Origin of the sequence: Mesorhizobium sp. M7A.F.Ca.CA.001.04.2.1 (assembly GCF_003998485.1) — a bacterium.
Taxonomy (GTDB): domain Bacteria; phylum Pseudomonadota; class Alphaproteobacteria; order Rhizobiales; family Rhizobiaceae; genus Mesorhizobium; species Mesorhizobium ciceri.
Window position 1 is genome coordinate 1 of record NZ_RZQT01000025.1, and the last position, 25,238, is coordinate 25,238.

Consider the following 25,238-nt stretch of genomic DNA (forward strand, 5'->3'; position numbering starts at 1 on the left):
GTCTGGATCAAGAAGCACTTTGCCTACTGGGACGACATCGCCGTCATTCATGACGGCGTGCGCACGGTCTCGTCAGGGCACGGTTTCTGCGGCATCGGCCGCAAGCGGCTGCTGGTCCTGCTGCAGCGCCGGGCGCGTGAACTCGGCGTCAAGCTGATGTTCGAGACCGACATTGCAGATCCCAAGCCCTACATGGCGACGCACGATCTGGTCGTCGCTGCCGACGGCCTGAACTCAAGGGCGCGCAACAGCTTCGTCGACATCTTCAAGCCCGACATCGACACCCGCAAATGCAAGTTCGTCTGGCTCGGCACCAACCAGAAATTCGACGACGCCTTCACCTTCATCTTCGAGAAAACCGAGCATGGCTGGGTGTGGGCCCACGCCTACCAGTTCGACAGCGACACCGCGACCTTCATCGTCGAGTGCAGCGAGCAGACCTGGGCTGCCTTCGGCTTCGGTGCGATGTCGCAGCAGGAATCGATCGCCGTTTGTGAGCGGATCTTCGAAAAACATCTCGGCGGCCACGCCTTGATGACGAATGCCAACCATATCCGCGGTTCGGCCTGGATCAATTTCCCGCGCGTGCTGTGCGAGCGCTGGTCTTACAAGAATCTCGCGCTGATGGGCGATGCAGCGGCATCGGCGCATTTCTCGATCGGCTCCGGCACCAAGCTGGCACTGGAAAGTGCTGTGGCGCTGGCCGAATATGTCGAAACCGAGCCGGACTTGGATGCCGCCTTCCGCAGATATGAGGATGCCCGCCGCACCGAGGTGCTCAAGCTGCAATCGGCGGCGCGCAATTCGCTGGAATGGTTCGAGGAGGTCGAGCGCTATCTCGGCCTCGATCCGGTGCAGTTCAACTATTCGCTTTTGACCCGCTCGCAGCGTATCAGCCACGAGAATCTGCGACTGCGCGATGCCGAATGGCTTGAAAGCGCGGAAGAATGGTTCCAGCGCCAGGCGGGCGCCGGCGGCAACAGCCTGCGCCGCGCGCCGATGTTCGCGCCGTTCAAGCTGCGCGACATGAGGCTGCAGAACCGCGTCGTCGTTTCGCCGATGGCGCAGTACAAGGCTGTCGACGGCTGTCCGACCGACTGGCATTTCACCCACTACGCCGAGCGCGCCAAGGGCGGCGCCGGCCTCATCTATATCGAGATGACCTGCGTCAGCCCGGAAGGGCGCATCACGCCCGGCTGTCCCGGCTTCTACGCGCCCGAGCATGAGGTGGCGTGGAAGCGGCTGGTCGATTTCGTCCACACCGAGACCGAGGCCAAGATCTGCGCCCAGATCGGCCACTCCGGCGCCAAGGGCTCGACCCGGCTCGGCTGGGAGGGCACTGACGTGCCGTTGGTCTCAGGCAACTGGCCGGTGATGGCGGCTTCGGCCGTTGCGTGGTCGCCGCAGAATCAGGTTCCGAAGGCGATGAACCGCGCCGACATGGACCGCGTGCGCGACGAATTCGTGGCGTCCACCGAGATGGCCGATCGTTGCGGCTTCGACATGCTCGAAATCCACGCCGCGCATGGCTATCTCTTGTCGTCCTTCATCACGCCGGTCACCAACCGGCGCACGGATGAATATGGCGGTTCGCTGGACAATCGCATGCGCTATCCCCTCGAAATCTTCCGCGCGGTGCGCGCCGCCTGGCCGGCGGAGAAGCCGATCTCGATGCGCATTTCGGCCAATGACTGGGTCGGCATCGAGGGCGTGACGCCGGCCGACGCGGTCGAGATCGCGCGGCTGCTGCATGAGGCCGGCGTCGACATCTGCGATGTCTCGGCAGGCCAGACCTCGGCACTGGCCAAGCCTGTCTATGGCCGCATGTTCCAGACGCCGTTTTCCGACCGCATCCGCAACGAGGTCGGCATGGCGACGATGGCGGTCGGCAACATCTACGAGCCGGACCATGTCAATTCGATCCTGATGGCCGGCCGCGCCGACCTGGTGGCGCTGGCGCGGCCGCATCTCGCCGATCCCTACTGGACGCTGCATGCCGCCGTCACGCTCGGCGACCGCGGTGTCAAATGGCCTGATCCCTATCTGCCCGGACGCGACCAGCTCTACCGTCTGGCCGAGCGCGACGCCGCAGCGGGGCTGAAAGTATGACGGCCGCCGCGACGATACCCGGCAAGCATGCGCTGGTCACTGGCGGCGGCTCCGGCGTCGGGCGGGCCATCGCGCTGGCGCTGGCTGCTGCCGGCATCGGCGTCACCATCTGCGGCCGCCGGGAAGCAGAGCTCGCCGAGGTGGCCGGCGAAAACGACCGCATCTCTGGCATCGCCGCCGATGTCACCGACGAGGCGGCAATGGCGGCGCTCTACGAGAGGGCGCAAGCCGCGCGCGGCCCGTTCGACATCGTCGTCGCCAATGCCGGCATGGCCGGCAGCGCGCCGGCGCACAAAACCGCGCTCAGCGACTGGCAGCGGACGCTCGACGTCAATCTGACCGGCGCCTTCCTGACGGTGAAGCCCGCGCTGGCCGGCATGGCCGCGCGGAAAACGGGACGAATTGTTTTCATCGCCTCGACCGCCGGCCTGAAAGGCTACGCCTATGTCGCGTCTTACGTCGCCGCCAAGCATGGCGTCATCGGCCTGATGCGGGCGCTTGCCGCCGAAACAGTGAAATCCGGCGTCACCGTCAACGCGGTGTGCCCAGGCTTTGTGGAAACCGAAATGCTGGAAGAGTCCATCCGGCGCATCATCGAGAAGACCGGCCGCTCGGTCGAGCAAGCGCGGTCAAGCCTCGCCTCGACCAACCCGCAAGGCCGCTTCATCCAGCCGGATGAGGTCGCCGCCGCCGTGCTGTGGCTGTGCGGCGACGCCGCCCAATCGATCACCGGACAGGCGATTTCCATCTCAGGAGGCGAAACATGGTAGCCGGCCCCCTGCCCGCGCCGTCGGGACCCGGCAAGGACCGCTTGCGTCTGTGGATCAGGCTGCTGCGCGCCTCGCGCACGATCGAGGCCGAGCTGCGCGAGCGGCTGAAGAAGGACTTCAACACCACGCTGCCGCGCTTCGACGTGATGGCAGCGCTTTATCGCGCGCCGGAAGGCATGCTGATGAGCGACCTGTCGCGTTTCCTGCTGGTCTCTAACGGCAATGTCACGGGCATCGTCGACCGGCTGGTTTCGGAAGGACTTGTCGCCCGCGCGCGGCGCAATGGCGACCGCCGCACCTCGATGGTGCGGCTGACCGAGGAAGGCACGCAGGCCTTTGCCGCGATCGCCGCGGCGCATGAAGGCTGGATCGGCGAATTGCTGGGCAAGGTCAGTGAGGACGACGCGCGCCGGCTGACCGGCATGCTGACCTCGTTCCGCAGCAACTGGGAGGGACGCGAATGACCGCAATGGCCGGGCGCAAGCCGAAGCATTTCCTCTGGGAGGTCGAGGGCAGGATCGCCAAGGTCCGGCTCGATCGGCCGGAGCGCAAGAACCCGCTGACCTTCGACAGCTATGCGGAACTCCGCGACACGTTCCGCGACCTCGTCTATGCCGACGATGTCGACGCCGTGGTGTTCCTTTCCAATGGCGGCAATTTCTGCTCCGGCGGCGATGTCCACGACATTATCGGCCCGCTGGTCAAAATGGACATGAAGGAGCTCCTGGTCTTCACCCGCATGACCGGCGATTTCGTCAAGGCGATGCTGAATTGCGGCAAGCCGATCATTGCGGCGGTCGACGGCGTCGCGGTCGGCGCCGGCGCCATCATTGCGATGAGCTCCGACATCCGCATCGCCACGCCGGAAGCCAAGACCGCGTTCCTGTTCACCCGCGTCGGCCTCGCCGGCTGCGACATGGGCGCCTGCGCGATCCTGCCGCGCATCATCGGCCAGGGCCGCGCCGCCGAACTGCTCTACACCGGCCGCACCATGACGGCTGATGAAGGCGAACGCTGGGGTTTCTACAACCGGCTGGTCGATGCCGCCGCGCTTGAAGCCGACGCGCTCGACATGGCGGCGCGCATCGTCTCCGGCCCGACCTTCGCGCACGGCATCACCAAGACCCAGCTCAACCAGGAATGGTCGATGGGCCTCGACCAGGCGATCGAGGCGGAAGCGCAGGCGCAAGCGATCTGCATGCAGACCCGCGACTTCGAACGCGCCTACAAGGCGTTCGTGGCCAAGGAAAAGCCGGTGTTCGAGGGGGATTGAGGATGATGCTTTGCGTGGAGACGTTGGCGGGAGGGGGGCGCCGTAGTGCGCAAGGCCTCAATAGCGGGGCCACCAATGCCTGATCGTTCCTTCCTCTCCTGGCCGTTCTTCGAAGACCGCCATCGCGAACTAGCCGAGCACCTCGAGGCATGGTGCACGACCAACCTCCCAGTCGATCATCATGATGTCGACGCGGCCTGCCGCGAGCTGGTGACCAAGCTTGGCCAAGACGGCTGGCTGAAGCCGACGGCGCTCGACACCGACAATCCGGGGCCACTCGACGTGCGCACTTTGTGCATCACGCGCGAGACGCTCGCTCGCCATGACGGGTTGGCCGACTTCGCCTTCGCCATGCAGGGGCTGGGCACCGGCGCGCTCAGCCTGTTCGGCACGCCGGAGCAGCAGGAATGGCTTTCGAGGACACGCGCCGGCAAAGCGATTTCGGCCTTCGCCCTGTCGGAGCCGCGCTCTGGCTCGGACGTCGCCAACACCGAGATGACGGCGACCCGCGATGGCGACAGCTTCGTTCTTACAGGCGAAAAAACCTGGATTTCCAATGGCGGCATCGCCGACCTCTATGTCGTCTTTGCCCGCACCGGCGAGGCGCCGGGCGCCAAGGGGCTCTCGGCCTTCCTCGTGCCTGGCGACGCCAAGGGCCTTGGCATCGCCGAACGGCTCGAAGTGATCGCGCCGCATCCGCTGGCGCGGCTGTCTTTCGAGCGGGTCCGCCTGCCGGCCACCGCACTGATCGGCAGGCCAGGCGACGGCTTCCGCATCGCCATGTCGGTGCTCGATGTGTTCCGCTCGACCGTCGGTGCGGCGGCACTCGGCTTTGCCCGCCGCGCACTGGATGAAAGCATCAAACGCGTGGCCGAGCGCAAACTGTTCGGCGCGCCGATGGCCGAATTGCAAATGGTGCAGGGGCACATCGCCGACATGGCGCTCGATGTCGATGCGGCGGCGCTGCTGGTCTACCGTGCCGCCTGGACCAAGGACATGGGCGCTGCCCGCGTCACCCGCGAGGCGGCGATGGCCAAGCTGTTTGCCACCGACAAGGCGCAAGAGGTGATCGACAAGGCCGTGCAACTGCACGGCGGCGACGGCGTCCGCAAAGGCCACATCGTCGAAAGCCTGTATCGCGAGATCCGCGCGCTGCGCATCTATGAGGGTGCCTCCGACGTGCAGAAAGTGGTGATTGCGCGGCAAGTGATGGGCGCGGCCTGACGGCGGCAAATTGACGAGCGTTCGATTTTGAAAATTGGGTTTTGGAATACCGGGAGGTTTTGAATGCACACGATTCTGCAGCCGGAAGGCTGGGCAAAACCTGTCGGCTACGCCAATGGCGTCGCGGCGCGCGGGCAGCTCGTCTTCGTCGGCGGACAGGTCGGCTGGAACGGGCAATGCCAGTTCGAGACCGACGATTTTGTTGGCCAGGTGCGGCAAACGCTTCAGAACATCGTCGCGGTGCTGGCGGAAGCCGGCGCGGGGCCGCAGCACATCACCTCGATGACCTGGTACTTCACCGACAAGGCCGAATACCTTGCCAATCTCAGGGGTATCGGCGAGGCCTATCGCGAGGTCATCGGCCGGCATTTTCCGGCGATGGCCGCCATGCAGGTGGTGGCGCTGGTAGAGGACCGGGCCAAGGTGGAGATCCAGGCTACGGCAGTTATTCCGGAATAAATTATTGGCTGCCTCAGGAATAAATTATTCGCGAAGCCCCGCCTGCCTCAAGATCGGCAGCACGTGATCGCAGAAATAGGGCAGTTCTTGCGTGTAGTTGACGAAGGACAGCGCGATGCCCTGATAGCCGTGCCCGGCAATGGCGACCATGTCGGCGGCGATCGTTTCCGGCGTTCCGATCAGCGGGTAGGTGCCGGCGCCGCCGGCGAAACGCTGCCGGTAGCGGTCATAGGCGTGCGGGTCGTGCGATTGCGAGAATTCCTTCTTGCCGGCCATGTGGGCATCGACGGCGTCATGGTCGGCCATATCGACGGCGTAGCGCGTGTAGTAGGCCTGCGCCTCTTCCATCGTCGGGCGGCAGACGACATGCGCCACGGTGTAGACGCCGACATCGCGGCCTGCCTTATCGGCCCGCTCGCTGATGTCGGCGACATGCTTGCCGGCATCGCTCATTTCCGAAAATGTCGTGAACAGATAATCGCACCGGGCGGCAGCGAAATCGCGGCCCGGCCCGCCGAAGGCGGCGTTCATGGTCACGGGGCGCGGAACCTGCAGACTGGCCGGCCGGCTGACAGCCTCCTTGAGGCGATAATAAGTGCCTTCGTAATCGAGCGGTTCGGCCGAGGCATAAAGCTTTTCCAGGATCTCGATCCATTCCGCCGCCTGGTCATAGCCCTTCTCGACCAGCGGCGTGCCGAACATGCCGAATTCCTTCGGGTTCCAGCCGCAGACGATGTTCAAGCCCGCGCGGCCCTGGCTGATATGGTCGACCGTCGCCAGCGCCTTGGCGGCATAGAGCGGATGCACCAGCGGCACATGCACGGTCATGAACAGGCCGATCTGCTCGGTGGCCATGGCGAGTGCCGCCGCCCAGGTGAAGGTCTCGAACGACCATTCGCGCACCTTGTTGCGGCCGCCGAAGCCGCGCCAACGCGCGATCGGCAGCATGAACTCCAGCCCGGCGCGGTCGGCGATCTGGGCTGCGGTCACATTGTCCTGCCAGCTCGCCGCCCAGCGCTCCGGCACATCGGTGATGGCAAGCCCGCCATCGGCATTGGTCGAAAAGACGCCAAGCTTCAGTCTGTTCGGGCCGTGCAAAGGGTGTGGTTTGTTCACGTCGCTGCCTCCCGGCGAAGATCGCACGCTAGGCCCGCGCAGAAATATTTCAAGCCTGAAATAGCTTGGCGTCACCATCGCTCGCGGGTATCGGTTCCAGCGGGCCGCACCATGTCCACCACGCAACGGACACCGCAGCTTTTTAAGCTTAAAACTTTCGCCTTGAAAAGCGCCGCACTTTGGATAAGCATTCCGGAGTCGATGGCGATTGCCGTGCCGGACGGGCTTGCCGGCCAGTCCATCGAGCAGACCAGTCCATCGTGCCGGCCAGTCCATCGTGGGTGCTCCGGGTGGGAGTCTCAGTTCTTGTCGTTCATACTGCCCCAGTCATCATCCAACACGCGCCATGCCTTCGATGACGTGCGCGCGGATTCGCGGTCTGCAACACACAACATCGCCATCCGTGACCGCATGGTCGCTGCCATGAATTGACGCCCTGCGTGAAGCGGGGCGGCAAAAAACCGTGCGGGAGCAACCCGCCCGATCAACAACAGAGGGAACAAAAATGAGCTTCACGCGTCGCAAATTGCTTCTTCTCGCCGCCGCCATCGGCATCGCCGCCGGCCCCGCCACCGCTTATGCCGCGGATGTGCTGAATGTCGGCGCCTACCCGACCAACCCGCCCTTCGAATTTAAGAACGAGAGCGGCACTTTCGAAGGCTTCGAGGTCGACATCGTCAACGAAGCCGCCAAGCGCATCGGCATGACGACCGACATCGCCGATCTCGGTTTCCAGGCGCTGTTTGCCGCCACCACCTCGAAGCGCATCGACGTCGCCATCTCGTCGATCACCATCACGGCGGAGCGGCTGAAGTCACAGTCGTTCACGCAGCCCTATTATGATTCCGATATGGGCATCGCCACCAAGGCCGACAGCCCGATCAAGGCCGAGGCCGACCTCAAGGGCAAGATCATCGGCGTGCTGTCCGGTTCGACCGGCGAAACCTGGGTCAAGGCGCATCAGGAAGCCGACGGCTTCAGCGACGTGAAGGGCTACGACACGCAGCAGAACCTGCTGCTCGACCTCAGCGCCGGCCGCGTCGATGCGGCAGTCAGCGACATTCCGGGCATGGAATATTCCTTCACCAAGATGAAGGACCTGGTGGTCAAGGAGCGCATCAAGACCGGTGAGCAATACGGCCTGATGATGACCAAGGACCACCCGCTGCTCGGCAAGCTGAACGATGCGCTGAGCGCGATGAAGAAGGACGGCACGCTGGCCGCCATCCACAAGAAGTGGTTCGGCAGCGACGCGCCCGCCGACTCTTCGACCATGAAGGAAATGCCGCTGCCGAAGGCCTGAGCTGAAAGCTGCGGTAACATCGTGCCGGCTTTCCAGGCCGGCACGATTCTTTCACGCCTGGCCGCCGGCTTCTGCCGCAGATCTCCTGCCCTCGGCGGGGCCAATCGATTTTAACGTGAGCATTCTTTGCTCTGGGGTTCGGGAACGCTCCCATGTCGCTGATCGACACCTTCTTCAACCCCGACGTCATTATGTCCAGCCTGCCGGCGCTGCTGCGCGGCTTCCTGAACACGCTGCTGCTCGGCATTTTGAGCATCGGCATCGGCATCCCCATCGGCCTGGGGATCAGCCTGGTGCGGCTCTATGCGCCGAAGCCGCTGCGCTGGCTCGCGGTCGGCTACACCGACATCTTCCGCGCCCTGCCGGTGCTGGTCGTGCTGATCCTGATCTACTATGCGCTGCCCTTCCTCGGCATACGCCTGTCGTCCTGGGCATCGGCGGTGACGGCCTTCGCCTTCATCATGTCGGCCTACTCGGCCGAGGTGTTCCGCTCCGGCATCGAGAGCATTCCGCGTGGCCAGTTCGAGGCGTCGCAGGCGCTTGGCCTGCCGTTCCTCCTGACCTTGCGCAAGGTGGTGCTGCCGCAAGCGATCCGCGTCGTCATCCCGCCGATGACCAGCAACTGCGTCTCGATGTTCAAGGACACCTCGCTCGCCTCCACCGTGGCGCTGCCGGAACTCTTGAAGGAAGCGACCAACGCGCAGTCGCTCTACGCCAACCCATCGCCGCTGATCGGCGCCGCCCTTGTCTATCTCATCTTCCTCTGGCCGATGGTCCGCCTCGTCAGCCTGCTTGAAGAGCGCTTCAAGACCGAAAAGAAGCGCTGACCTCGCCAACCGATCCCACCCCGTCCAAGCCCTCCGCAGGAGCCTACCCGTGAATAAGCATCAAACCGACAATGCGAATGCCAGCGCGTTCCCCGTCGACACCATCCGCGCCATGTTTCCAGCCTTGCAGCGGGCCGGCGATTTCATCTTTTTGGACAACGCCGCCGGCGCGCAGATCCCGCAGAGCGTGCTCGACGCGGTGACCAATCATCTGGTTTCGCACAATGTGCAGCGTGGCGGCCGCTATGGCCGCAGCGTCACCGTCGACCAATCGGTCGCCGATGCCCGGACAAGCGTCGCTCTGCTCATCAACGCCTACAGCCCGGCGGAAATCTGCTTCGGCATGAATGCCACCTCGTTCATCCGCCTGGTCAGCCTCGGCATCGGCCAGATGCTGCAAGAGCGCGACGAGATCGTCGTCACCGACATGGACCATGACGCCAACATCGCGACTTGGCTGGCGCTGGAGTCGGCCGGTGCGAAATTCAAATGGTGGCGGATGCGTGAGGACGGCAATCTGCATGTCGACGATCTGCGTCCGCTGGCTTCGGACCGCACCCGCCTGATCGCCTGCACGGTCACGGCGCACTCGATCGGCTCGATCGTCGATGTCGCTTCGGTGGCTGAGATCGCGCATTCGGCCGGCGCCGAAGTGTTCCTCGACTGCGTGCATTACGGGCCGCATGGACTGATCGACGTGCAGGCCTGGGACTGCGACTATCTCGTCTGCTCCGGCTACAAGAATTTCTCGCCGCATATGGGCTTCCTGTGGGGCCGTTTCGAGACGCTGAAGCGGCTGCCGACCTTCCGCGAGGATTTCATCCCCGACGAGCCGCCCTACAAGGTCGAGGCCGGCACCTTCATCTACGAGAACGTCTCCGGCATGGATGCCGCCGTGCAATACCTGGAACTGATAGGCCGCAATCTGGCGCCGTCCAACAACCGTTCGCGGCGCGACAACATTGTTGCCGGCATGGGCGCCATCCGCGACTACGAGCTGGTGCTGGCGCGTGAGATGCTGGCCGTGCTGAAAGGTTGCGGCGCGACCATCTACGGCGTCGCCGACGAGGCCCGCATCACCGAGCGCGTGCCGACCTTCTGCTTCAACATCGGCAAACTATCGCCGCAGCGGGTCGTCGAGGAAATGGCCGAGATGCAGATCGGCATCCGCGACGGCCACATGTACGCGCCACGGCTGATGAAGCGTCTCAACCTCTCGATGGACAGCGGCGCCATCCGTGCCTCGCTGGTCCACTACAACACGGTCGAGGAAGTCCGGCGCTTCGGCGAGGCGCTGCGCGCCATCATCGCCAAGCTGTCGTGAGAGGCTAGCGACACAGTGCAGACCCGAGGATGACGAAGAGACGTTAAGCCGCTTTCTTCTTCGCCAGCCTCGCCTTGATCGACGCGACGTCGGCGCGCGGTGTCGCCGCGAACAGCGTCCGGGTGTAGCTGTGCTTGGGATCGGCAAAGACCTCGTCGCGCGAGCCGTATTCGACCGCTTCGCCGAAATACATCACCATCACATCGTCGGCGATGTAACGCACCACGGACAGATCGTGGCTGATGAAGACATAGGTCAGCTGGAACTCATCCTGCAGGTCGGCAAGCAGGTTGAGCACCTGCGCCTGCACCGACAGATCGAGCGCCGAGACCGGCTCGTCGAGCACCAGCAGGCTCGGGTTCAGCATCAGCGCGCGGGCAATGGCGATGCGCTGACGCTGGCCGCCGGAAAACATATGCGGATAGCGATTGTAGTGCTCGTGGCCGAGGCCAACCTTCTTCAGCATCTTCATCGCAAGGTCGCGCCGCTCGGACGCCGGCTTGTCGGTGTTGATCAAAAGCGGCTCGCCCAGCACGTCGCCGATCTTCTGGCGCGGATTGAGCGATCCGTAGGGGTTCTGGAAGACGATCTGCACCTTGCGGCGCATCTCCTTGGTCAATCCGCCCTTGGCGATGTCGACCTTGTTGCCGTCGATGAACAATTCGCCCGATGTCGCCGGATCGATCAGCGTGATGATGCGGGCAAGCGTTGACTTGCCGCAGCCGCTTTCGCCGACAATGGCCAGCGTCTTGCCCTTGTCGACCTTGAACGAGACGCCCTTGACCGCGTGCACGGTGCGCGGCCCGGTGAACAGGCCGCCGCCGATGTGGTAGTCGCGGACGATGTTCTTGCCTTCGAGAACCGTGGTGCTCATCAGGTGGCTCCCGCAGCAGAAGGCGCCGGCTCGAACATCATGTCGGAAACGGTCGGCAGCCGGTCGCCGACGGCGTTTTCCGGCAAGGCCGACAACAGCGCCCGCGTGTAATTGCTCTTTGGCGATTCAAACAGCGACAGCACGTCGGCCTCTTCCATCTTGCGGCCCTTGTACTGGACGATGACGCGGTCAGCGGTCTCGGCCACCACGCCCATATTGTGGGTGATCATGATCAGGCCCATGCCGTATTTGGCCTGCAGCGAAACCAGCAGATCGAGGATCTGCTTCTGGATGGTGACGTCGAGCGCCGTGGTCGGCTCGTCGGCGATCAGCAGTTTCGGATTGCAGGCAATGGCGATGGCGATCATGACGCGCTGGCACTGGCCGCCCGACATCTGGTGCGGGAACGAACTCAGCCGCTCTTCAGGGTCGGCGATGCCGACCAGCTTCATCAGTTCGATGGCACGCGCCCGGCGCTGGGCGCGGTCCATGCCCATGTGGAAGCGCAACACCTCCTCGATCTGGAACCCGACGGTGAAGCACGGATTGAGGCTGGCGATCGGCTCCTGGAAGATCATCGAGATGTCCTTGCCGACGATCTTGCGGCGTTCGGACGGGCTGAGCTTCAGCAGATCGACGCCGTCGAAGGCCATGCGGTCGGCCTTGACCGTTGCCGTGTTGGGCAACAGCCCCATCACCGCCAGCATCGACACCGACTTGCCGGAGCCGGACTCGCCGACGATCGCCAGCACTTCGCGCGGCTCGATCGACAGGTCGATACCTTGCACGGCCATGAACGGTCCGGCCGCGGTGTCGAAGGAAACGGTGAGGTTCTTGATCTCGAGCAGAGGCATGCTCACGACCTCTTCAGCTTGGGGTCGAGCGCGTCGCGCAGACCGTCGCCGATCAGGTTGATGGCAAAGACGGTGATCAGGATGGCGAGGCCGGGGAAGGTCACCACCCACCAGGCGCGCAGGATGAACTCGCGCGCTTCGGCCAGCATGGTGCCCCATTCCGGCGTCGGCGGCTGCGCGCCCATGCCGAGGAAGCCAAGGGCCGCCGCCTCGAGGATGGCGTTGGAGAAGGACAGCGTCGCCTGCACGATCAACGGCGCGATGCAGTTTGGCAGGATGGTGACCAGCATCAGCCTGAGATGGCTGGCGCCGGCGACCTTGGCCGAGACGACATATTCGCGGGTCTTTTCGGCCATCACGGCGGCGCGGGTGAGCCGGGCGAAATGCGGCTGCAGCACGAAGGCGATGGCGATCATGGCGTTGACGAGGCCGGGGCCAAGCACCGCGACCAGCACCAGGGCCAAGAGCAGCGACGGGAAGGCCAGGATGATGTCCATGATGCGCATGATCAGCGTGTCGACCCAGCCGCGGCAGTAGCCGGCGAGCAGGCCGAGGATGACGCCTGAAATCAGCGCTGACGTGACAACGACGAAGCCGATGGCGAGCGAGAAGCGCGAGCCGTAGATCAGGCGCGACAGCATATCGCGGCCGACGGCGTCGGTGCCGAGCAGGAACTGCGCATTGCCGCCCTCCTGCCAGGCCGGCGGCGTCAGGAAGAAGTCGCGGAACTGATCGTCCGGCGAATGCGGCGCCAGCAGCGGCGCGAAAATGGCGATCAGGATCAGCAGCGCGAAGACGAAGAGCCCGATCACCGCGCCCTTGTTGACGGAGAAGTAATGCCAGAACTCGCCGAACATCTGCAACCTGGCGTCCTGCGGCTTGACGACGGTCGCGGCTTCGATGGTGGCGGGGCCTTCATTGCTCATGTCAGTTGGCCCGGATGCGTGGGTTGATGACGGCGTAGAGCACGTCGACGATGAGGTTCACCGACATGACGATCAACGCGATCAAAAGCAACCCGCCCTGCACGGTGAAATAGTCGCGCTTGGAAATGGCGTCGATCATCCATTTGCCGATGCCGGGCCAGGAGAAGATGCTCTCGGTCAGGATGGCGCCGGTGAGCAGCGTGCCGACCTGCAGGCCGATGGTGGTGACGACCGGGATCAGCGCGTTGCGGAAGGCGTGCAGGCCGATGACCCTACGCGGCGCCAGGCCCTTGGCGCGCGCGGTGCGGACATAGTCCTCACCCAGCACCTCGAGCATCGCCGAGCGCGTCTGCCTCGCGATGACGGCGAGCGGAATGGTGCCGAGCACGATGGTCGGCAAGATCAGGTGCGACAGCGCCGAACGGAAGGCGCCCTTCTGGCCCGAGATCAGGGAATCGATGGTCATGAAGCCGGTCACCGGCTTGAAGAAGTAGAGGAGGTCGATGCGGCCTGAAACCGGCGTCCAGTGCAGCATGCCGGAGAACACGATGATCAGCAGCAGACCCCACCAGAAGATCGGCATGGAATAGCCGGCCAGCGCCGTGCCCATGGTCAGTTGGTCGAACCAGGAGCCGCGGTGGATGGCAGCGAAAATGCCGGCGGCCACACCCAGGATGACGGCAAAGATCATGGCGAAGATGGCGAGCTCGACCGTTGCCGGGAAGCGCACCAGGAAATCCTTGAGCACCGGTGTCTTGGTGGAAAACGAGGTGCCGAAATCACCGCCGAGGATGTTCGTCAGATAGGTCAGATATTGTTGCCAGATCGGCAGGTCGAAACCGAACTGGTGCATCAGCGCCGTGTGGCGTTCGGGCGACAGGCCGCGTTCGCCCGCAAGCACCAGCACCGGATCACCGGGCAGGATGCGCACGAAGCCAAAGGCGAGGATGGTTATCCCGATGAAGGTCGGGATGATGAGGGCGAGCTTGCCGAGGATATAACGCAGCATGGCGGGCGAGTGGGGGCGTCACCACATGGTGGCGCCCCCGTTTCGCAACCTTATTCGGCGATATCGACGCCGTCGAAGCGGTGGATACCGAGCGGATCCATCGCAAAGCCGGTGACGGTCTTCTGCATCGGCATGAACACCTTGGAGTGAGCGAGCGTCGCCCAGGGTGCCTGTTCCTTGAAGATGACCTGTGCCTGTTCATAGAGCTTGGTGCGCTCGGCCTGGTCCGAAACGGTCTTGGCCTTGTTGATGAGCGCATCGAAGTCCTTGTTGCACCATTCCGCGCGGTTGTTCGAACCGACGGAAGCGCAGCTCAGGAGCACGCCGAGGAAGTTGTCCGGATCGCCATTGTCGCCGGTCCAGCCGACGATGACGGCGCCGTCGTGATCTACCGCGGAAGCGCGCTTGAGGTATTCACCCCAATCGTAGCTGACAATCTCGACGGTGACGCCGACCTTGGCGAAGTCCGCCTGGATCAATTCGGCGGTGCGGCGCGCGTTCGGCATGTAGGGGCGCGACACCGGCATGGCCCAGACGTTCATCTTGAGGTCCTTGACGCCGGCCTCTTCAAGCAGCTTCTTGGCTGCATCCGGATCGTACGGATCGTCCTTCACTTCCTTGTTGTAGGACCACATGGTCGGCGGGATCGGGTTGACCGCCACCTGGCCGGCACCCTGGAAGACCGCGTCGATGATGGCCTTCTTGTTGATGGCCATGTTGAGCGCCTTGCGCACGCGCACGTCGTCGAACGGCTTCTGCTGGGTGTTGTACATCAGCGCGCCGACATTGAGGCCTTCCTGCTCCTCGACCTTCAGGCTCGCATCGGCCTGCAGGCCGGCGATGTCGGCCGGTGCCGGGTACGACATGATGTTGCATTCGCCGGCCTTGAGCTTCTGTGCGCGCACGGCCGGATCGGTGGTGATGGCGAAGACCAGATCGTCGATCTTCTGCTTGCCGCCCCAATAGTCCGGGTTGGCCTTGTAGCGGATGGCGGCGTCGGTCTGGTAGTCGACGAAGATGAACGGGCCAGTGCCGATCGGCTTCTGGTTGAACAGCTCAGGCGTCTTGTCGGCCTGCAGCTTGTCGGCATATTCCTTGGAGACGACGGAGGCAAAATCCATGCCCAGCGTCGGAATGAAGGTGATCGCCGGCTCCTTGAGGGTGAACTTCACCGTCAGGTCATCGACCTTCTCGACCTTGGTGATGTTGTCGCCGAACTGGTCATTGTAATACTGGTAGGCAATGCCCGGAATGTACTGGAACCAGGGACCGTTCTTGTCGACCTGACGTTCGAACGAGAACACCACGTCGTCGGCGTTGAAGTCGCGCGTCGGGGTGAAATAGTCGGTGGCGGCGAACTTGACGCCCTTGCGCAGCTTGAAGACATATTCCTTCCCATCGTCGGAGATCGTCCAGCTTTCGGCCAGGCCCGGCGAGGTCGTCGTCTTGCCGTGATCGAATTCAACGAGGCGGTTGAAGACGGTGCGCGAGGACGCGTCGAACGTCTGGCCTGCGGTATACGGCGCCGGATCGAAACCTTCCGGCGAAGCTTCCGCGCAGTAGACCAGAGTTTTCGCATTGGCCATGCCGCCCAGGACGCTTGCAGCCAGCAACGCGGCTGCAAAAGTCAGCTTCTTATTCATTGAGCACTCCCTGATGTTCTTCCAAGCCCCTCTATCAGGCTCGCGAAGCGCGCATATAAGCACCGTTTTTCCGGCTTTGGAACACCCCGTTTGCTTACCCCGCGGGAAGCAGGAAAAAAATCCGCAACTTTGCCAAATTGCAGAAAAAATTAGCCGTTTCTTCCGTTCACGAGATTATTAACAGCCGAATTTTTTTATTGATCGCCAGGCTGACGATATAAATGTTCCCGGCGCTTCCGAGCGGCCGTGGGATGCGCCAGGACACCGCCTGGAGCGCTGGCGGCGGCAAAGACTTTCGACGGCAAATCTTTCGCCGCGTTGCCGCAAGGGCAAGACTTGCACGCTCACCAAGGGAGGCAATACATAGGGTGTAGCGGCCGCAGCGGAGGGCGCCCTTGCCAACTCAGGGGCGAGTGCGGCACGGATGAACAAGACTTGTCCAGGGAGGAACGGTTGGCAAAAGCATCAAGGACGACGGCGCCGGTGAAAGCGGGAGCCAAGGCGCCGTCGAAAGCAGCCGGTACTGCCAAGCCGAAAGCACCCGTTGCCAAAGCCGCCAAGCCGAAGGCGGCCGCGGCACCTGTAAGGGCAAGCACAAAGCCGGCGGTGAAAGCCCCGGCCAAGGCTGCGGCCGGAAAGACGGCGCCGGGGCGTAAAGCGGGTGCGGCAAAGCCCGCTGCCAGGCCGGCCTCGAAGGCCGCGGCGGCAAAGCCGGCCGACGCCACCGCCAACCGATTGCCGAAAGCGCTGACGGCGCTGGCCGCCGGCTTGCCGGAAAAGCCGTGGCTCAAGAGCTATCCGAAAAACGTGCAGGCGGAGATCGGCGCCCTGCCCTACAGCTCGATCGGCGATTTCCTCGTCGCCGCCTGCAAGCAGTTTTCCGCGCAGCCGGCCTTCACCTGCATGGACAAGTCCATCAGCTACACCGATGTCGAGCGGCTGTCGGCGGCCTTCGGCGCCTACCTGCAATCGAAGGGCCTGCAGAAAGGCGCGCGCGTCGCGCTGATGATGCCGAACGTGCTGCAATATCCGGTGGCGATGATGGCGATCTTGCGAGCGGGTTATGTCGTGGTGAACATCAATCCGCTCTACACGCCACGCGAGCTCGAACACCAGCTGAAGGATTCCGGGGCGCAAGCCATCGTCATCCTGGAGAACTTCGCCAACACCTTGCAGGCGGTGATCGCCAGGACCGCAGTCAAGCATGTGGTGGTGGCCGCGATGGGCGACATGCTCGGCGGGCTGAAGGGCACAATCGTCAATTTCGTCGTGCGCCGCGTTAAGAAAATGGTGCCGGCATGGTCGCTGCCCGGCCATGTCAAGTTCAATGCCGCCATGAAGGCCGGCGCCGGTTTGGGCTTCAGGCCGGCCAAGGTGGAAGCCGACGATGTCGCCTTCCTGCAATATACGGGCGGCACCACGGGCGTCTCGAAGGGCGCCACGCTGCTGCACAGCAACGTGCTCGCCAACGTCGCGCAGAACGCGCAGTGGATGGAGGACGCCTACACGATCAAGCCGAAACCCGCGCACCCCAACTTTATCTGCGCGCTGCCGCTCTATCATATCTTCGCGCTGACGGTGAACGCGCTGATGGGCATGCAGCAGGGCGCCCGCAATGTGCTCATTCCCAATCCGCGCGACATCCCAGGCTTCGTCAAGGAATTGCAGAAATATCCGGTGCACATCTTTCCCGGCCTCAACACGCTGTTCAACGCGCTGCTCAACAATGAGGATTTCCGCAAGCTCGACTTCAAGCCGCTGGTGCTGACGCTGGGCGGCGGCATGGCGGTGCAGAAGGGCGTCGCCGAACGCTGGAAGGCGCTGACCGGATGTTCGGTCACCGAAGGCTACGGCCTCTCGGAAACCTCGCCGGTGGCCACCGCCAACAAGTTCACCGCCGGCGACTTCACCGGCACCATCGGCTTGCCGCTGCCCTCGACGGAGATCGCCATCCGCGACGAAGACGGCAACAATTTGCCGCTCGGCGAGGTCGGCGAAGTCTGCATCCGGGGGCCGCAAGTGATGGCGGGCTACTGGAACCGGCCGGATGAGACCGCCAAGGTGATGACCAAGGACGGCTACTTCAAATCCGGCGACATGGGCTTCATGGACGAGCGCGGCTACACCAAGATCGTCGACCGCAAGAAGGACATGATCCTGGTCTCGGGCTTCAACGTCTATCCCAACGAGCTCGAGGAAGTCGTGGCGATGCATCCGGGTGTGCTCGAAGTGGCGGCGATCGGCGTGCCGGACGAGCATTCGGGCGAGGTGCCGAAACTGTTCGTGGTCAGGAAGGATCCGGCGCTGACCGCCGAGGCACTGACCGCCTTTTGCCGCGAGAACCTGACCGGCTACAAGCGGCCCAGATACATCGAATTCCGCACCGAACTGCCGAAGACGCCGGTCGGCAAGATCCTGCGGCGAGCGCTGCGCGAATGATTGCAGCCGTCGGCGCGGATGCCGTAGATGCACCTTGCCGTCCTGACCCGGCAGAGTTCATCAGGACGAACATGCGCCTCGCCCCGGTGCCGTCGGTGCCTGAGATCCAGCTTTTTACACCGCACCCGGCCAGTGGCCTGAGACGGCTTACCGATACGCACCAAAGCGCTGACGACGATGACGACACGATCGAGGCGGACAACAATGGACCTGAGCCGCAGCCGCCTTACTGGGCTTACGTGTGGGCCGGCGGCGCGGTGCTTGCGCGCCATATACTGGATCATCCGCAAACGGTAGCCGGTCGCCGCGTGCTCGACCTTGGTGCCGGCTCCGGCCTTGTCGGCATCGCCGCAGCCAAGGCCGGTTCGCGCGAAGTGATCGCCGCCGAGATCGACCGTAACGGCGTTGCCGCGATCGGCCTCAATGCCGCGGCCAACGGCGTCGAGATCGCCATTGTCGACAAGGACATTACCACGGGTCCCCCGCCGGCGGTCGAGCTCGTGCTTGCCGGCGACGTGTTCTACGGCCCTGAGGTTGCTCTGCGGGTTATCCCGTTCCTCGACCGCTGCCTGGCGGCCGGCATCGAGGTGCTGGTCGGAGATCCCCGCCGCAACGACCTGCCGCTGTCCCGGCTGCGGTTGGTCGCCGAATACCGGGTGCCGGATTTCGGCGACGCGAAGGGGGCTGCGACGAGGCTTAGCGGCGTCTTTTCGTTTGAGGAGGGAGCGCGCTGACGCCACAGAGCAAGCCTAAATTCTACTCATTGTGGACAAACATCGAGGGCAGAAAATAGATTCGACTGGCCGTTGGTCGGAGAAGTCGAGCGGCGTGGATTAAAGTTGTTCAACGTATCGGTTTCACAGTTTGCCCAAAATGCGAAAATCGGGGCTTCGATCTTCAGCCAGGCGAAGACATCGACAGCGCAAAGCGCCAAGATCAGGTGCGGCAAATGCGGGTACGTTTGTTCTGCTGATGAGTGGCCCATTGTGTCCGAAAACAAACCAGAAGCTCGATAGTTTCCATGGACTGCTCCCCCATCTCGGCCATTGGCAGAAAATCCCGAGGTGAATCGAGTTTGACCTAGCCTTTCCCGTCAGATCGTCTCCCTGACCCGCGCCGAGAGAAAATCCGGCAGGTCGGCGACCGAATCCAGGACAACGTCGGCAATGCCGGCCAGCGATTCGCGGGTCCCAGTGCCGGAGAGCACGCCGACCGCCAGCCCGCAGCCGCCGGCTCGTGCCATTTCGAGGTCGTGCCTGTTGTCGCCGACCATGGCGATTTCCACCGGTTTGAGGCCGGTGAGATCGCTGAAGGCCTGGATGGTGTCGGGGGCGGGCTTCGGATTGGCCACCGCGTCGTAGCCATAGGCCGCGTCGAACAATTGAGCGACGCCGAGCGTGACCAGCGTCTTTTCCGCGCCGCTGGTCGAATCGTTGGTGGCGACGCCAAGCCGGTAGGATTTCCTGTGCAGTGCCGTCAGCGTATCGACGATGCCCGGCAGCGCCACAGCCATCGCCGAGCCCTGTACGGAGGTGATCTCGTTGAAGCGGGCAACCGCAAGCATCTGATCCTCGTTGGACAGGCGTGGGAACCACAATTCGACGACGTCGAGATTGGTGCCGGAGGCAAAGATGGAGTCCGGCTTGAAACGCTTGTTGGCGAAATCGAAGCCGGCAGCGGCCAGCAGCCTGTCGGCTTTCCAGCGATCGCCTTCCGACGCATCCATGGCCATGAAGTCGGCAACGCCGAGCCAGGTGGCGTTGAAGTCGACAAGCGTGCCGTCCTTGTCGAACAATATTCCCTTGATGTCTGCCAAGCTTTTCACTCCGAGCCACGCAAATGCTGGATGAATCCCACAAGGCCAGCGGTCGATGCATCCCGATTGGCGGCACTTTCCTTGCCCTCCACGACAGGCAACAGGCCGGTGGCCAGTTCCTTGCCGAGTTCGACGCCCCATTGGTCGAAGGAGTTGATGTTGAACAGCGTGCCCTCGACGAAGACGCGGTGCTCGTAGAGCGCGATCAGCCGGCCGAAGGTGCGCGGGTCGAGCTTTCTGTAGAGGATGGTGATCGAGGGACGGTTACCCGAGAAGACGCGGTGCGGCGCGATCTTGTCGACCTCGGCCGGCTTCATGCCCTTGGCCAGCATCTGGGCGCGCGCCTCCTCCAGCGTGCGGCCCTTCATCAGCGCTTCCGACTGCGCCAGGCAGTTGGCGAGCAGCAGACCATGCTGGTGCTTGAGATCGGGCTCGTGACCGATGGCCGCGGCAAGGAACTCGACCGGAATGAAATCGGTGCCCTGGTGCAGCAGCTGGAAGAAGGCATGCTGGCCGTTGGTGCCGGGCTCACCCCAGACCAGCGGTCCGGTCGGCGTCGTCACGGCCGTGCCTTCGAGGGTGACGCTCTTGCCGTTCGATTCCATGTCAAGCTGCTGCAAATAGGCCGGCAGCCTGGACAGGCGCTGGTCGTAAGGGATGACGGCGCGCGCCGGGTAACCGCAGATCACGCGATGCCACCAGCCGACCAGTCCCAGCAGCACCGGCAGGTTCTCCTGCACCGGCGCGGTGCGGAAATGCTCGTCCATCTCATGCGCGCCATCAAGGAAGGCGCGAAAATTCCGCGGGCCGACAGCGATCATCACCGGCAGGCCGATGGCGCCCCAGAGCGAATAGCGGCCACCGACCCAGTCCCAGAAGCCGAAGACGCGATCGGGCGCGATGCCGAACTTGGCCACCAGGTCGAGCGCGGTCGAGACGGCGGCGAAATGCTTGCCGACCGCTTCCTTGCCGAGCGCCTTCTGCACCCAGTCGCGCGCCGTCTGCGCATTGGTCATCGTCTCGACGGTGGTGAAGGTCTTGGAAGCGATGATGAAAAGCGTGGTCTCGGCGGAGAGGCCTTTCAGCGTGTCGTGGATATGGGCGCCGTCTATGTTGGAGACGTAATGCGCGCGCGGCCCGTGATGATAGGGCGCCAGCGCCAGCGTCGCCATGGCCGGGCCGAGATCGGAACCGCCGATGCCGATGTTGACGATGTCGGTGATCTTCTTGCCGGTGGCGCCGGCCGCCTTGCCCGAGCGCACGGCATCGGCAAAGGCGCCCATGGCGTCGAGCACGGCGATGACGTCCGCCTTGACGTCCTGGCCATCGACGGTGACGCCCTTGCCGGTCAGGTTGCGCAGCGCCGTGTGCAGCACGGCACGGTCCTCGGTGACGTTGATCTTCTTGCCGGCGAACATGGCGGCGCGGCGGCCTTCGAGATCGGCGGCCTGGGCGACCTTTTCCAGCAGCTCCATGGTGGTCGCGTCGACCGCGCATTTCGACCAGTCGAGCAGCAGATCGCCGTCGGTGGCGGAGAATTCCACGAACCGCTTGGGATCGGCGGCGAACGCCTGGCGCATGCTGGCGGGCGCCGCCGCGCGGTGGTCGCGCAAGGCGGCGAGCTGTTTTTGAAAGGACGATTGATCCACTGCCAAACTCCGAGACCTCGAGCCATCATTACGGACCGGATGTTTCCGGCGCGTGTCGTCGCGACAATCTATCGGGCCGAACTCCACCCGTATCAATGCGCAGCGATGACGCACACCCTCATGCCGCCACGACGCACGATGTCATCGCCGGGATGAAGCGCCGCGTCAGCCCACGATGCCGCAACGCGGCATCAAAAGGACGTGAAGGATCACTGGCATAAATCCCAACGATCAGAAAAATTGATTGGCGCAACCCCTTGTGCCACGGTTACGTTCGGCTGGTCCAGCCAAACGAAAAAGGCTGGCCATCGAGGAAATCTCCCATGCCACAGCGAAACGACACGGCGATATGGTCCGGCCTGTTCCGGATTTCGGCCGAATCCGGCCAAACCCTGCAGGCGCAGATCCGCCAGGCCATCGTAGCCGCCATTCTCGACCGCCAGATCGCCGCTTCGATGCCGCTCCCTTCCTGCCGCATCCTGGCCGAAAAACTCGGCGTGGCGCGCGGAACCGTGGTGCTGGCGTTCCAGCAGCTCGTCGACCAGGGTTTCCTGGTGGCGCGCGAACGGCGTGGCCATTTCGTCAATCCCGATGTGCTGGCGACACCGGCCAAGCCGCACCAGAAGGCGCCCGACCAGGCCAATGAGATCGACTGGAAGGCACGCCGCAAGATCGCCGCAAGCGACATGCCGCCGCCGGCCAAGCACGAGAACTGGATCAAGTCGTCCTATCCTTTCGTCTACGGGCAGTTCGACCCGGCGCTGTTCCCGACCGCTGAATGGCGCGAGTGCAACCGCATGGCGCTTGCCGTGCTGGAAATCCGCAACTGGGCATCCGACATGGTCGACCGTGACGATCCGCTGCTGATCGAGCAGATCCAGGCGCGGCTCCTGCCCCGGCGCGGCATCTTCGCCAATCCCGACGAGATCATCGTCACGCTGGGCGCCCAGAACGCGCTCTACATGCTGGCGACGCTGCTGATGTCCAAGGGCTCCAAGGTGGCGATGGAGGACCCCGGTTACCCCGACGCGCGCTCGATCTTCCGCCTTGCGGGCGCAGAGATACAGCCGGTGCCGGTCGACCAGTCCGGCATCGTAACTGCTTCTATTCCCAATGATTCCGGCTTCGTCTTCGTCACGCCCAGCCATCATTGCCCGACCATGGTGCCGTTGTCGGCGGAACGGCGGCAGGATCTTCTGGCGCGCGCCAACCGCTACAACCAGATCATCATCGAGGACGGCTATGACAGCCAGCTTCTCGACGAGGCACCGCAGCAAGCGCTGAAGAGCCTCGATCGTTCCGGCCGCGTGGTCTATGTCGGCTCTATGTCCAAGACGCTGGCTCCCGGCCTGCGGCTCGGCTACATCGTGGCGTCCGCCGGACTGATCGCGGAGCTCCGGGCGCTGCGCCGCTTCATGCTGCGTCATCCGCCGGCCAACAATCAGCGCGCCGTCGCACTGTTCCTGTCGCTCGGCCACCACGAGGCGCTGGTGCGGCGGCTGTCGTCAGCCTTCGACGAGCGGCGCAAGCGGCTGGTCCATGCGATTTCCGCCTTCCTGCCGGAATGGCGTTCGACCGATTCGGCCGGCGGTACGTCGCTGTGGCTCGAAGGGCCGCGCGGCACCGATTCGCGCGGGCTTGCCGAGGCAGCGGCCTCGCGCAGCGTCATCATCGAGCCAGGCGACCGCTTCTTCGATCGCACTGAAAAGCCTTCGCGTTTCATGCGGCTGGGCATCTCGTCGATCGCGCTACAGCACATCGAGCCAGGCATCCGCGAACTGGCCACGGCCGCCGGACGCAGACCCGCGGCCGCCTGATCCATCATCGACCTCTCGTGACCGGAGCCGCTCGCAGCGGCTCCGGTATTTTAGTTCTGGCACATGGAACTGAGCCAGCTGGCCCATAGGATGGGCCAGTGCCGGCGGCATAGTCGGCGTCATCAGGGGAAGAAGCAGGCCGATGGTGGACCAACCGCCACGAGTTCCTGCCGACGAAGTTGGAGTGCTCCATGCCAGTGGCTGTCGAACAGCAGGACACGCCGGCGAACCGTCGTCCACAACGCTCCGGTCTTCGCGAAACAGGACATGCCATGCGATCATCTCCCCTGGTGGAGGATACCAGACCACAGCACAAGGCCATCGAGGGCGGCGGCTACGGGCCGCTTCGCGGGGATGACCGCGAGCGTATCCACGAAGGCGTGCTGACGCTTCTGGAGACAGTGGGTTTCGCCAACGCCATTCCTTCCTGCATAAAGGTACTGACCAAGGTGGGGGCGATCCATGGCGACGATGGCCGGGTCCGCTTTCCGCGCGCGCTCGTGCTCGACACCATCAAGCGGGCGGCACGACATTTCACGCTTCATGGCCAGGACCCCAGGCACGACATGGTGGTCCAGGGCAAGCGCGTGCACTACGGCACGGCAGGCATCGCCGTGCACCTGGTGGATCTGGAGAAGCGTGAGTACCGCGAATCCAAGCTGCAGGATATTTATGATGCCGCCCGCATCGTCGACGGGCTGGACAACATTCATTTCTTCCAGCGGCCGATGGTGGCGCGCGACATCGCCGATCCGCTCGAGATGGATTTCAACACGCTTTATGCCTGTGTGATGGGAACATCGAAGCACGTCGGAACATCCTTCACGGTGCGTGAGAACGTGAAGCCTGCACTTGAAATGCTGTACGCCATCGCCGGAGGCGAGGAGAATTTCCGCGCCCGGCCATTCGTTTCCAACTCCAATTCATTCGTCGTGCCGCCGATGAGGTTCGCCGAGGATGCCTGCGGCGTGCTCGAGGCCTGCGTCGAAGGCGGCATCCCGATCCTGCTGCTGTCGACCGGCCAGTCGGGCACGACGGCACCCGCGGCGATGGCCGGCGCCGTCGTGCAGGCAGTGGCCGAAGTGCTGGCCGGCCTGGTCTATGTCAACGCGCTCAAGCCCGGCCATCCGGCGATCTTCGGCGCATGGCCGTTCATGTCCGACCTGCGCACCGGCGCCATGGCCGGCGGGTCGGCCGAGCAGTCGGTGGCAACGGCGGCCTGTGCCCAGATGGCGCAATTCTACGACCTGCCCGGTGGCTCCGCCGCCGGCATGACGGATTCGAAATTGCCCGATATTCAGTCCGGCTACGAAAAGGGCATCACCAATGTGATGGCCGGCCTCTCCGGCCTCAACCTGGTCTATGAGGCGGCCGGCATGCATGCCTCGCTGCTCGGCTTCTGCCTGGAGAGCCTGGTCATCGACAACGACATGCTCGGTCATTGCCTGGGCTGCGCGCGTGGCATCGACGTGACTGACGAAGCCCTGTCGATCGACAGCATCGCGGAGGTCTGCCTCAAGGGTCCGGGCCACTATCTCGACAACGAACAAACGCTCAAGCTGATGCAGACCGAGCACTTCTATCCTGCCCTCGGCGATCGTTCCTCGCCGAAGGAATGGAACGAAAAAGGCCGGCCTGATATATTGCTGCGTGCGATCACCGAGAAGAAGCGCATTCTTGCCGAACGATTTCCGCGCCATGTGCCAAAACAGGTCGACGACAGATTGCGTGCCCGTTTCGGCAACCTGATCCACCTGCCGCGCACGCATATGGGCGGCTGACCGGAGACAAGTCTCGTGCAGCCAT

22 protein-coding genes are annotated in these 25,238 nt (G+C 63.7%); 14 read left to right on the forward strand and 8 right to left on the reverse strand.

Annotated elements, in window-relative coordinates; translation table 11 throughout:
• The 6 genes from EN955_RS10605 to EN955_RS10630 all read left to right on the forward strand — a co-directional run.
• A partial coding sequence (locus tag EN955_RS10605; protein WP_127223416.1) for a bifunctional salicylyl-CoA 5-hydroxylase/oxidoreductase occupies positions 1–2,109 on the forward strand: 2,109 nt, incomplete at its 5' end.
• Entirely contained in the window at positions 2,106–2,879 is a 774-nt protein-coding gene (locus tag EN955_RS10610; protein WP_024503397.1) for an SDR family NAD(P)-dependent oxidoreductase, read from the forward strand. The genes EN955_RS10605 and EN955_RS10610, both read left to right, overlap by 4 nt.
• A complete protein-coding gene (locus EN955_RS10615) occupies positions 2,873–3,343 on the forward strand; it encodes a MarR family transcriptional regulator (RefSeq protein ID WP_013527979.1) in 471 nt (156 codons plus the stop codon). Before EN955_RS10610 ends, EN955_RS10615 begins: the two co-directional genes overlap by 7 nt.
• Positions 3,340–4,152 carry an enoyl-CoA hydratase family protein gene (locus EN955_RS10620; RefSeq protein ID WP_024503396.1) on the forward strand — a complete coding sequence of 271 codons (813 nt, stop codon included), beginning with the start codon at positions 3,340–3,342 and terminating at the stop codon, positions 4,150–4,152. The genes EN955_RS10615 and EN955_RS10620 overlap by 4 nt, the downstream gene beginning before the upstream one ends.
• A gap of 75 nt (positions 4,153–4,227) precedes the next feature.
• Positions 4,228–5,376 (forward strand): acyl-CoA dehydrogenase family protein, encoded by a 1,149-nt coding sequence (locus tag EN955_RS10625; RefSeq protein ID WP_024503395.1) that lies wholly within the window; start codon positions 4,228–4,230, stop codon positions 5,374–5,376.
• Positions 5,377–5,439: 63 nt separating this feature from the next.
• Complete coding sequence (locus EN955_RS10630) at positions 5,440–5,835, forward strand: RidA family protein (protein WP_024503394.1); 396 nt, start codon at positions 5,440–5,442, stop codon at positions 5,833–5,835.
• A 24-nt stretch (positions 5,836–5,859) separates the two neighbouring features.
• On the opposite strand, the gene EN955_RS10635 is transcribed toward EN955_RS10630, so the two are convergent.
• Positions 5,860–6,951: an LLM class flavin-dependent oxidoreductase gene (locus EN955_RS10635; protein WP_024503393.1), complete on the reverse strand. Its 1,092-nt coding sequence runs from the start codon at positions 6,949–6,951 to the stop codon at positions 5,860–5,862.
• Between the two features lie 111 nt (positions 6,952–7,062).
• Between EN955_RS10635 and EN955_RS10640 the strand changes: the two genes are divergently transcribed.
• The 4 genes from EN955_RS10640 to EN955_RS10655 all read left to right on the forward strand — a co-directional run bounded on the left by EN955_RS10640 (position 7,063) and on the right by EN955_RS10655 (position 10,405).
• Positions 7,063–7,383 carry a hypothetical protein gene (locus EN955_RS10640; protein WP_127218908.1) on the forward strand — a complete coding sequence of 107 codons (321 nt, stop codon included), beginning with the start codon at positions 7,063–7,065 and terminating at the stop codon, positions 7,381–7,383.
• A gap of 73 nt (positions 7,384–7,456) precedes the next feature.
• The gene (locus EN955_RS10645; RefSeq protein ID WP_024503391.1) at positions 7,457–8,254 is read left to right on the forward strand and encodes an ABC transporter substrate-binding protein; all 798 of its coding nucleotides are present in this window, start codon (positions 7,457–7,459) and stop codon (positions 8,252–8,254) included.
• Positions 8,255–8,406: 152 nt separating this feature from the next.
• Positions 8,407–9,081 (forward strand): amino acid ABC transporter permease, encoded by a 675-nt coding sequence (locus tag EN955_RS10650; protein WP_013527987.1) that lies wholly within the window; start codon positions 8,407–8,409, stop codon positions 9,079–9,081.
• 49 nt (positions 9,082–9,130) lie between these two features.
• A complete protein-coding gene (locus tag EN955_RS10655; protein ID WP_024503390.1) occupies positions 9,131–10,405 on the forward strand; it encodes a cysteine desulfurase-like protein in 1,275 nt (424 codons plus the stop codon).
• Positions 10,406–10,448: 43 nt separating this feature from the next.
• Here the strand turns inward: EN955_RS10655 and EN955_RS10660 are convergent, their stop codons facing one another.
• The 5 genes from EN955_RS10660 to EN955_RS10680 form a co-directional block, all read right to left on the reverse strand.
• On the reverse strand, positions 10,449–11,279 hold the full coding sequence (locus EN955_RS10660; protein ID WP_013527989.1) for a dipeptide ABC transporter ATP-binding protein: 831 nt from the start codon (positions 11,277–11,279) through the stop codon (positions 10,449–10,451).
• Positions 11,279–12,133: an ABC transporter ATP-binding protein gene (locus tag EN955_RS10665; protein WP_024503389.1), complete on the reverse strand. Its 855-nt coding sequence runs from the start codon at positions 12,131–12,133 to the stop codon at positions 11,279–11,281. The genes EN955_RS10660 and EN955_RS10665 overlap by 1 nt, the downstream gene beginning before the upstream one ends.
• A 2-nt stretch (positions 12,134–12,135) precedes the next feature.
• A complete protein-coding gene (locus EN955_RS10670; RefSeq protein WP_224618710.1) occupies positions 12,136–12,990 on the reverse strand; it encodes an ABC transporter permease subunit in 855 nt (284 codons plus the stop codon).
• Between the two features lie 70 nt (positions 12,991–13,060).
• Positions 13,061–14,068 (reverse strand): ABC transporter permease subunit, encoded by a 1,008-nt coding sequence (locus EN955_RS10675; protein ID WP_024503388.1) that lies wholly within the window; start codon positions 14,066–14,068, stop codon positions 13,061–13,063.
• 50 nt (positions 14,069–14,118) lie between these two features.
• Entirely contained in the window at positions 14,119–15,711 is a 1,593-nt protein-coding gene (locus EN955_RS10680; RefSeq protein WP_024503387.1) for an ABC transporter substrate-binding protein, read from the reverse strand.
• 453 nt (positions 15,712–16,164) lie between these two features.
• Between EN955_RS10680 and EN955_RS10685 the strand changes: the two genes are divergently transcribed.
• Positions 16,165–18,150: a long-chain fatty acid--CoA ligase gene (locus EN955_RS10685; protein WP_024503386.1), complete on the forward strand. Its 1,986-nt coding sequence runs from the start codon at positions 16,165–16,167 to the stop codon at positions 18,148–18,150.
• Positions 18,147–18,884 (forward strand): methyltransferase, encoded by a 738-nt coding sequence (locus EN955_RS10690; RefSeq protein WP_024503385.1) that lies wholly within the window; start codon positions 18,147–18,149, stop codon positions 18,882–18,884. Before EN955_RS10685 ends, EN955_RS10690 begins: the two co-directional genes overlap by 4 nt.
• Positions 18,885–19,243: 359 nt before the next feature.
• Here the strand turns inward: EN955_RS10690 and EN955_RS10695 are convergent, their stop codons facing one another.
• Both EN955_RS10695 and pgi read right to left on the reverse strand, forming a co-directional pair.
• Positions 19,244–19,966, reverse strand: a complete 723-nt coding sequence (locus EN955_RS10695; protein ID WP_024503384.1) for an HAD family hydrolase — start codon at positions 19,964–19,966, stop codon at positions 19,244–19,246.
• Between the two features lie 5 nt (positions 19,967–19,971).
• The gene (gene pgi, locus EN955_RS10700; RefSeq protein WP_081714290.1) at positions 19,972–21,615 is read right to left on the reverse strand and encodes a glucose-6-phosphate isomerase; all 1,644 of its coding nucleotides are present in this window, start codon (positions 21,613–21,615) and stop codon (positions 19,972–19,974) included.
• Between the two features lie 323 nt (positions 21,616–21,938).
• Here pgi and EN955_RS10705 point away from each other — a divergent pair, with 323 nt between their 5' ends.
• Complete coding sequence (locus EN955_RS10705) at positions 21,939–23,432, forward strand: PLP-dependent aminotransferase family protein (RefSeq protein ID WP_024503382.1); 1,494 nt, start codon at positions 21,939–21,941, stop codon at positions 23,430–23,432.
• A 191-nt stretch (positions 23,433–23,623) separates the two neighbouring features.
• Positions 23,624–25,213: a trimethylamine methyltransferase family protein gene (locus EN955_RS10710; RefSeq protein WP_024503381.1), complete on the forward strand. Its 1,590-nt coding sequence runs from the start codon at positions 23,624–23,626 to the stop codon at positions 25,211–25,213.
• Positions 25,214–25,238: the final 25 nt, after the last annotated feature.

What these genes read in the sequence shown, in the direction of transcription:
- EN955_RS10610 (WP_024503397.1), top strand. Translation starts at nt 2,106, where the DNA reads ATGACGGCCGCCGCGACGATACCCGGCAAGCATGCGCTGGTCACTGGC.
- EN955_RS10660 (WP_013527989.1), bottom strand. Translation starts at nt 11,279, where the DNA reads ATGAGCACCACGGTTCTCGAAGGCAAGAACATCGTCCGCGACTACCAC.
- EN955_RS10680 (WP_024503387.1), bottom strand. Translation starts at nt 15,711, where the DNA reads ATGAATAAGAAGCTGACTTTTGCAGCCGCGTTGCTGGCTGCAAGCGTC.
- EN955_RS10645 (WP_024503391.1), top strand. Translation starts at nt 7,457, where the DNA reads ATGAGCTTCACGCGTCGCAAATTGCTTCTTCTCGCCGCCGCCATCGGC.
- EN955_RS10675 (WP_024503388.1), bottom strand. Translation starts at nt 14,068, where the DNA reads ATGCTGCGTTATATCCTCGGCAAGCTCGCCCTCATCATCCCGACCTTC.
- EN955_RS10640 (WP_127218908.1), top strand. Translation starts at nt 7,063, where the DNA reads ATGTCCACCACGCAACGGACACCGCAGCTTTTTAAGCTTAAAACTTTC.
- EN955_RS10630 (WP_024503394.1), top strand. Translation starts at nt 5,440, where the DNA reads ATGCACACGATTCTGCAGCCGGAAGGCTGGGCAAAACCTGTCGGCTAC.
- EN955_RS10670 (WP_224618710.1), bottom strand. Translation starts at nt 12,990, where the DNA reads ATGTTCGGCGAGTTCTGGCATTACTTCTCCGTCAACAAGGGCGCGGTG.
- EN955_RS10620 (WP_024503396.1), top strand. Translation starts at nt 3,340, where the DNA reads ATGACCGCAATGGCCGGGCGCAAGCCGAAGCATTTCCTCTGGGAGGTC.
- EN955_RS10705 (WP_024503382.1), top strand. Translation starts at nt 21,939, where the DNA reads ATGCCACAGCGAAACGACACGGCGATATGGTCCGGCCTGTTCCGGATT.
- EN955_RS10615 (WP_013527979.1), top strand. Translation starts at nt 2,873, where the DNA reads ATGGTAGCCGGCCCCCTGCCCGCGCCGTCGGGACCCGGCAAGGACCGC.
- EN955_RS10690 (WP_024503385.1), top strand. Translation starts at nt 18,147, where the DNA reads ATGATTGCAGCCGTCGGCGCGGATGCCGTAGATGCACCTTGCCGTCCT.
- EN955_RS10665 (WP_024503389.1), bottom strand. Translation starts at nt 12,133, where the DNA reads ATGCCTCTGCTCGAGATCAAGAACCTCACCGTTTCCTTCGACACCGCG.
- EN955_RS10625 (WP_024503395.1), top strand. Translation starts at nt 4,228, where the DNA reads ATGCCTGATCGTTCCTTCCTCTCCTGGCCGTTCTTCGAAGACCGCCAT.
- EN955_RS10710 (WP_024503381.1), top strand. Translation starts at nt 23,624, where the DNA reads ATGCCAGTGGCTGTCGAACAGCAGGACACGCCGGCGAACCGTCGTCCA.
- EN955_RS10650 (WP_013527987.1), top strand. Translation starts at nt 8,407, where the DNA reads ATGTCGCTGATCGACACCTTCTTCAACCCCGACGTCATTATGTCCAGC.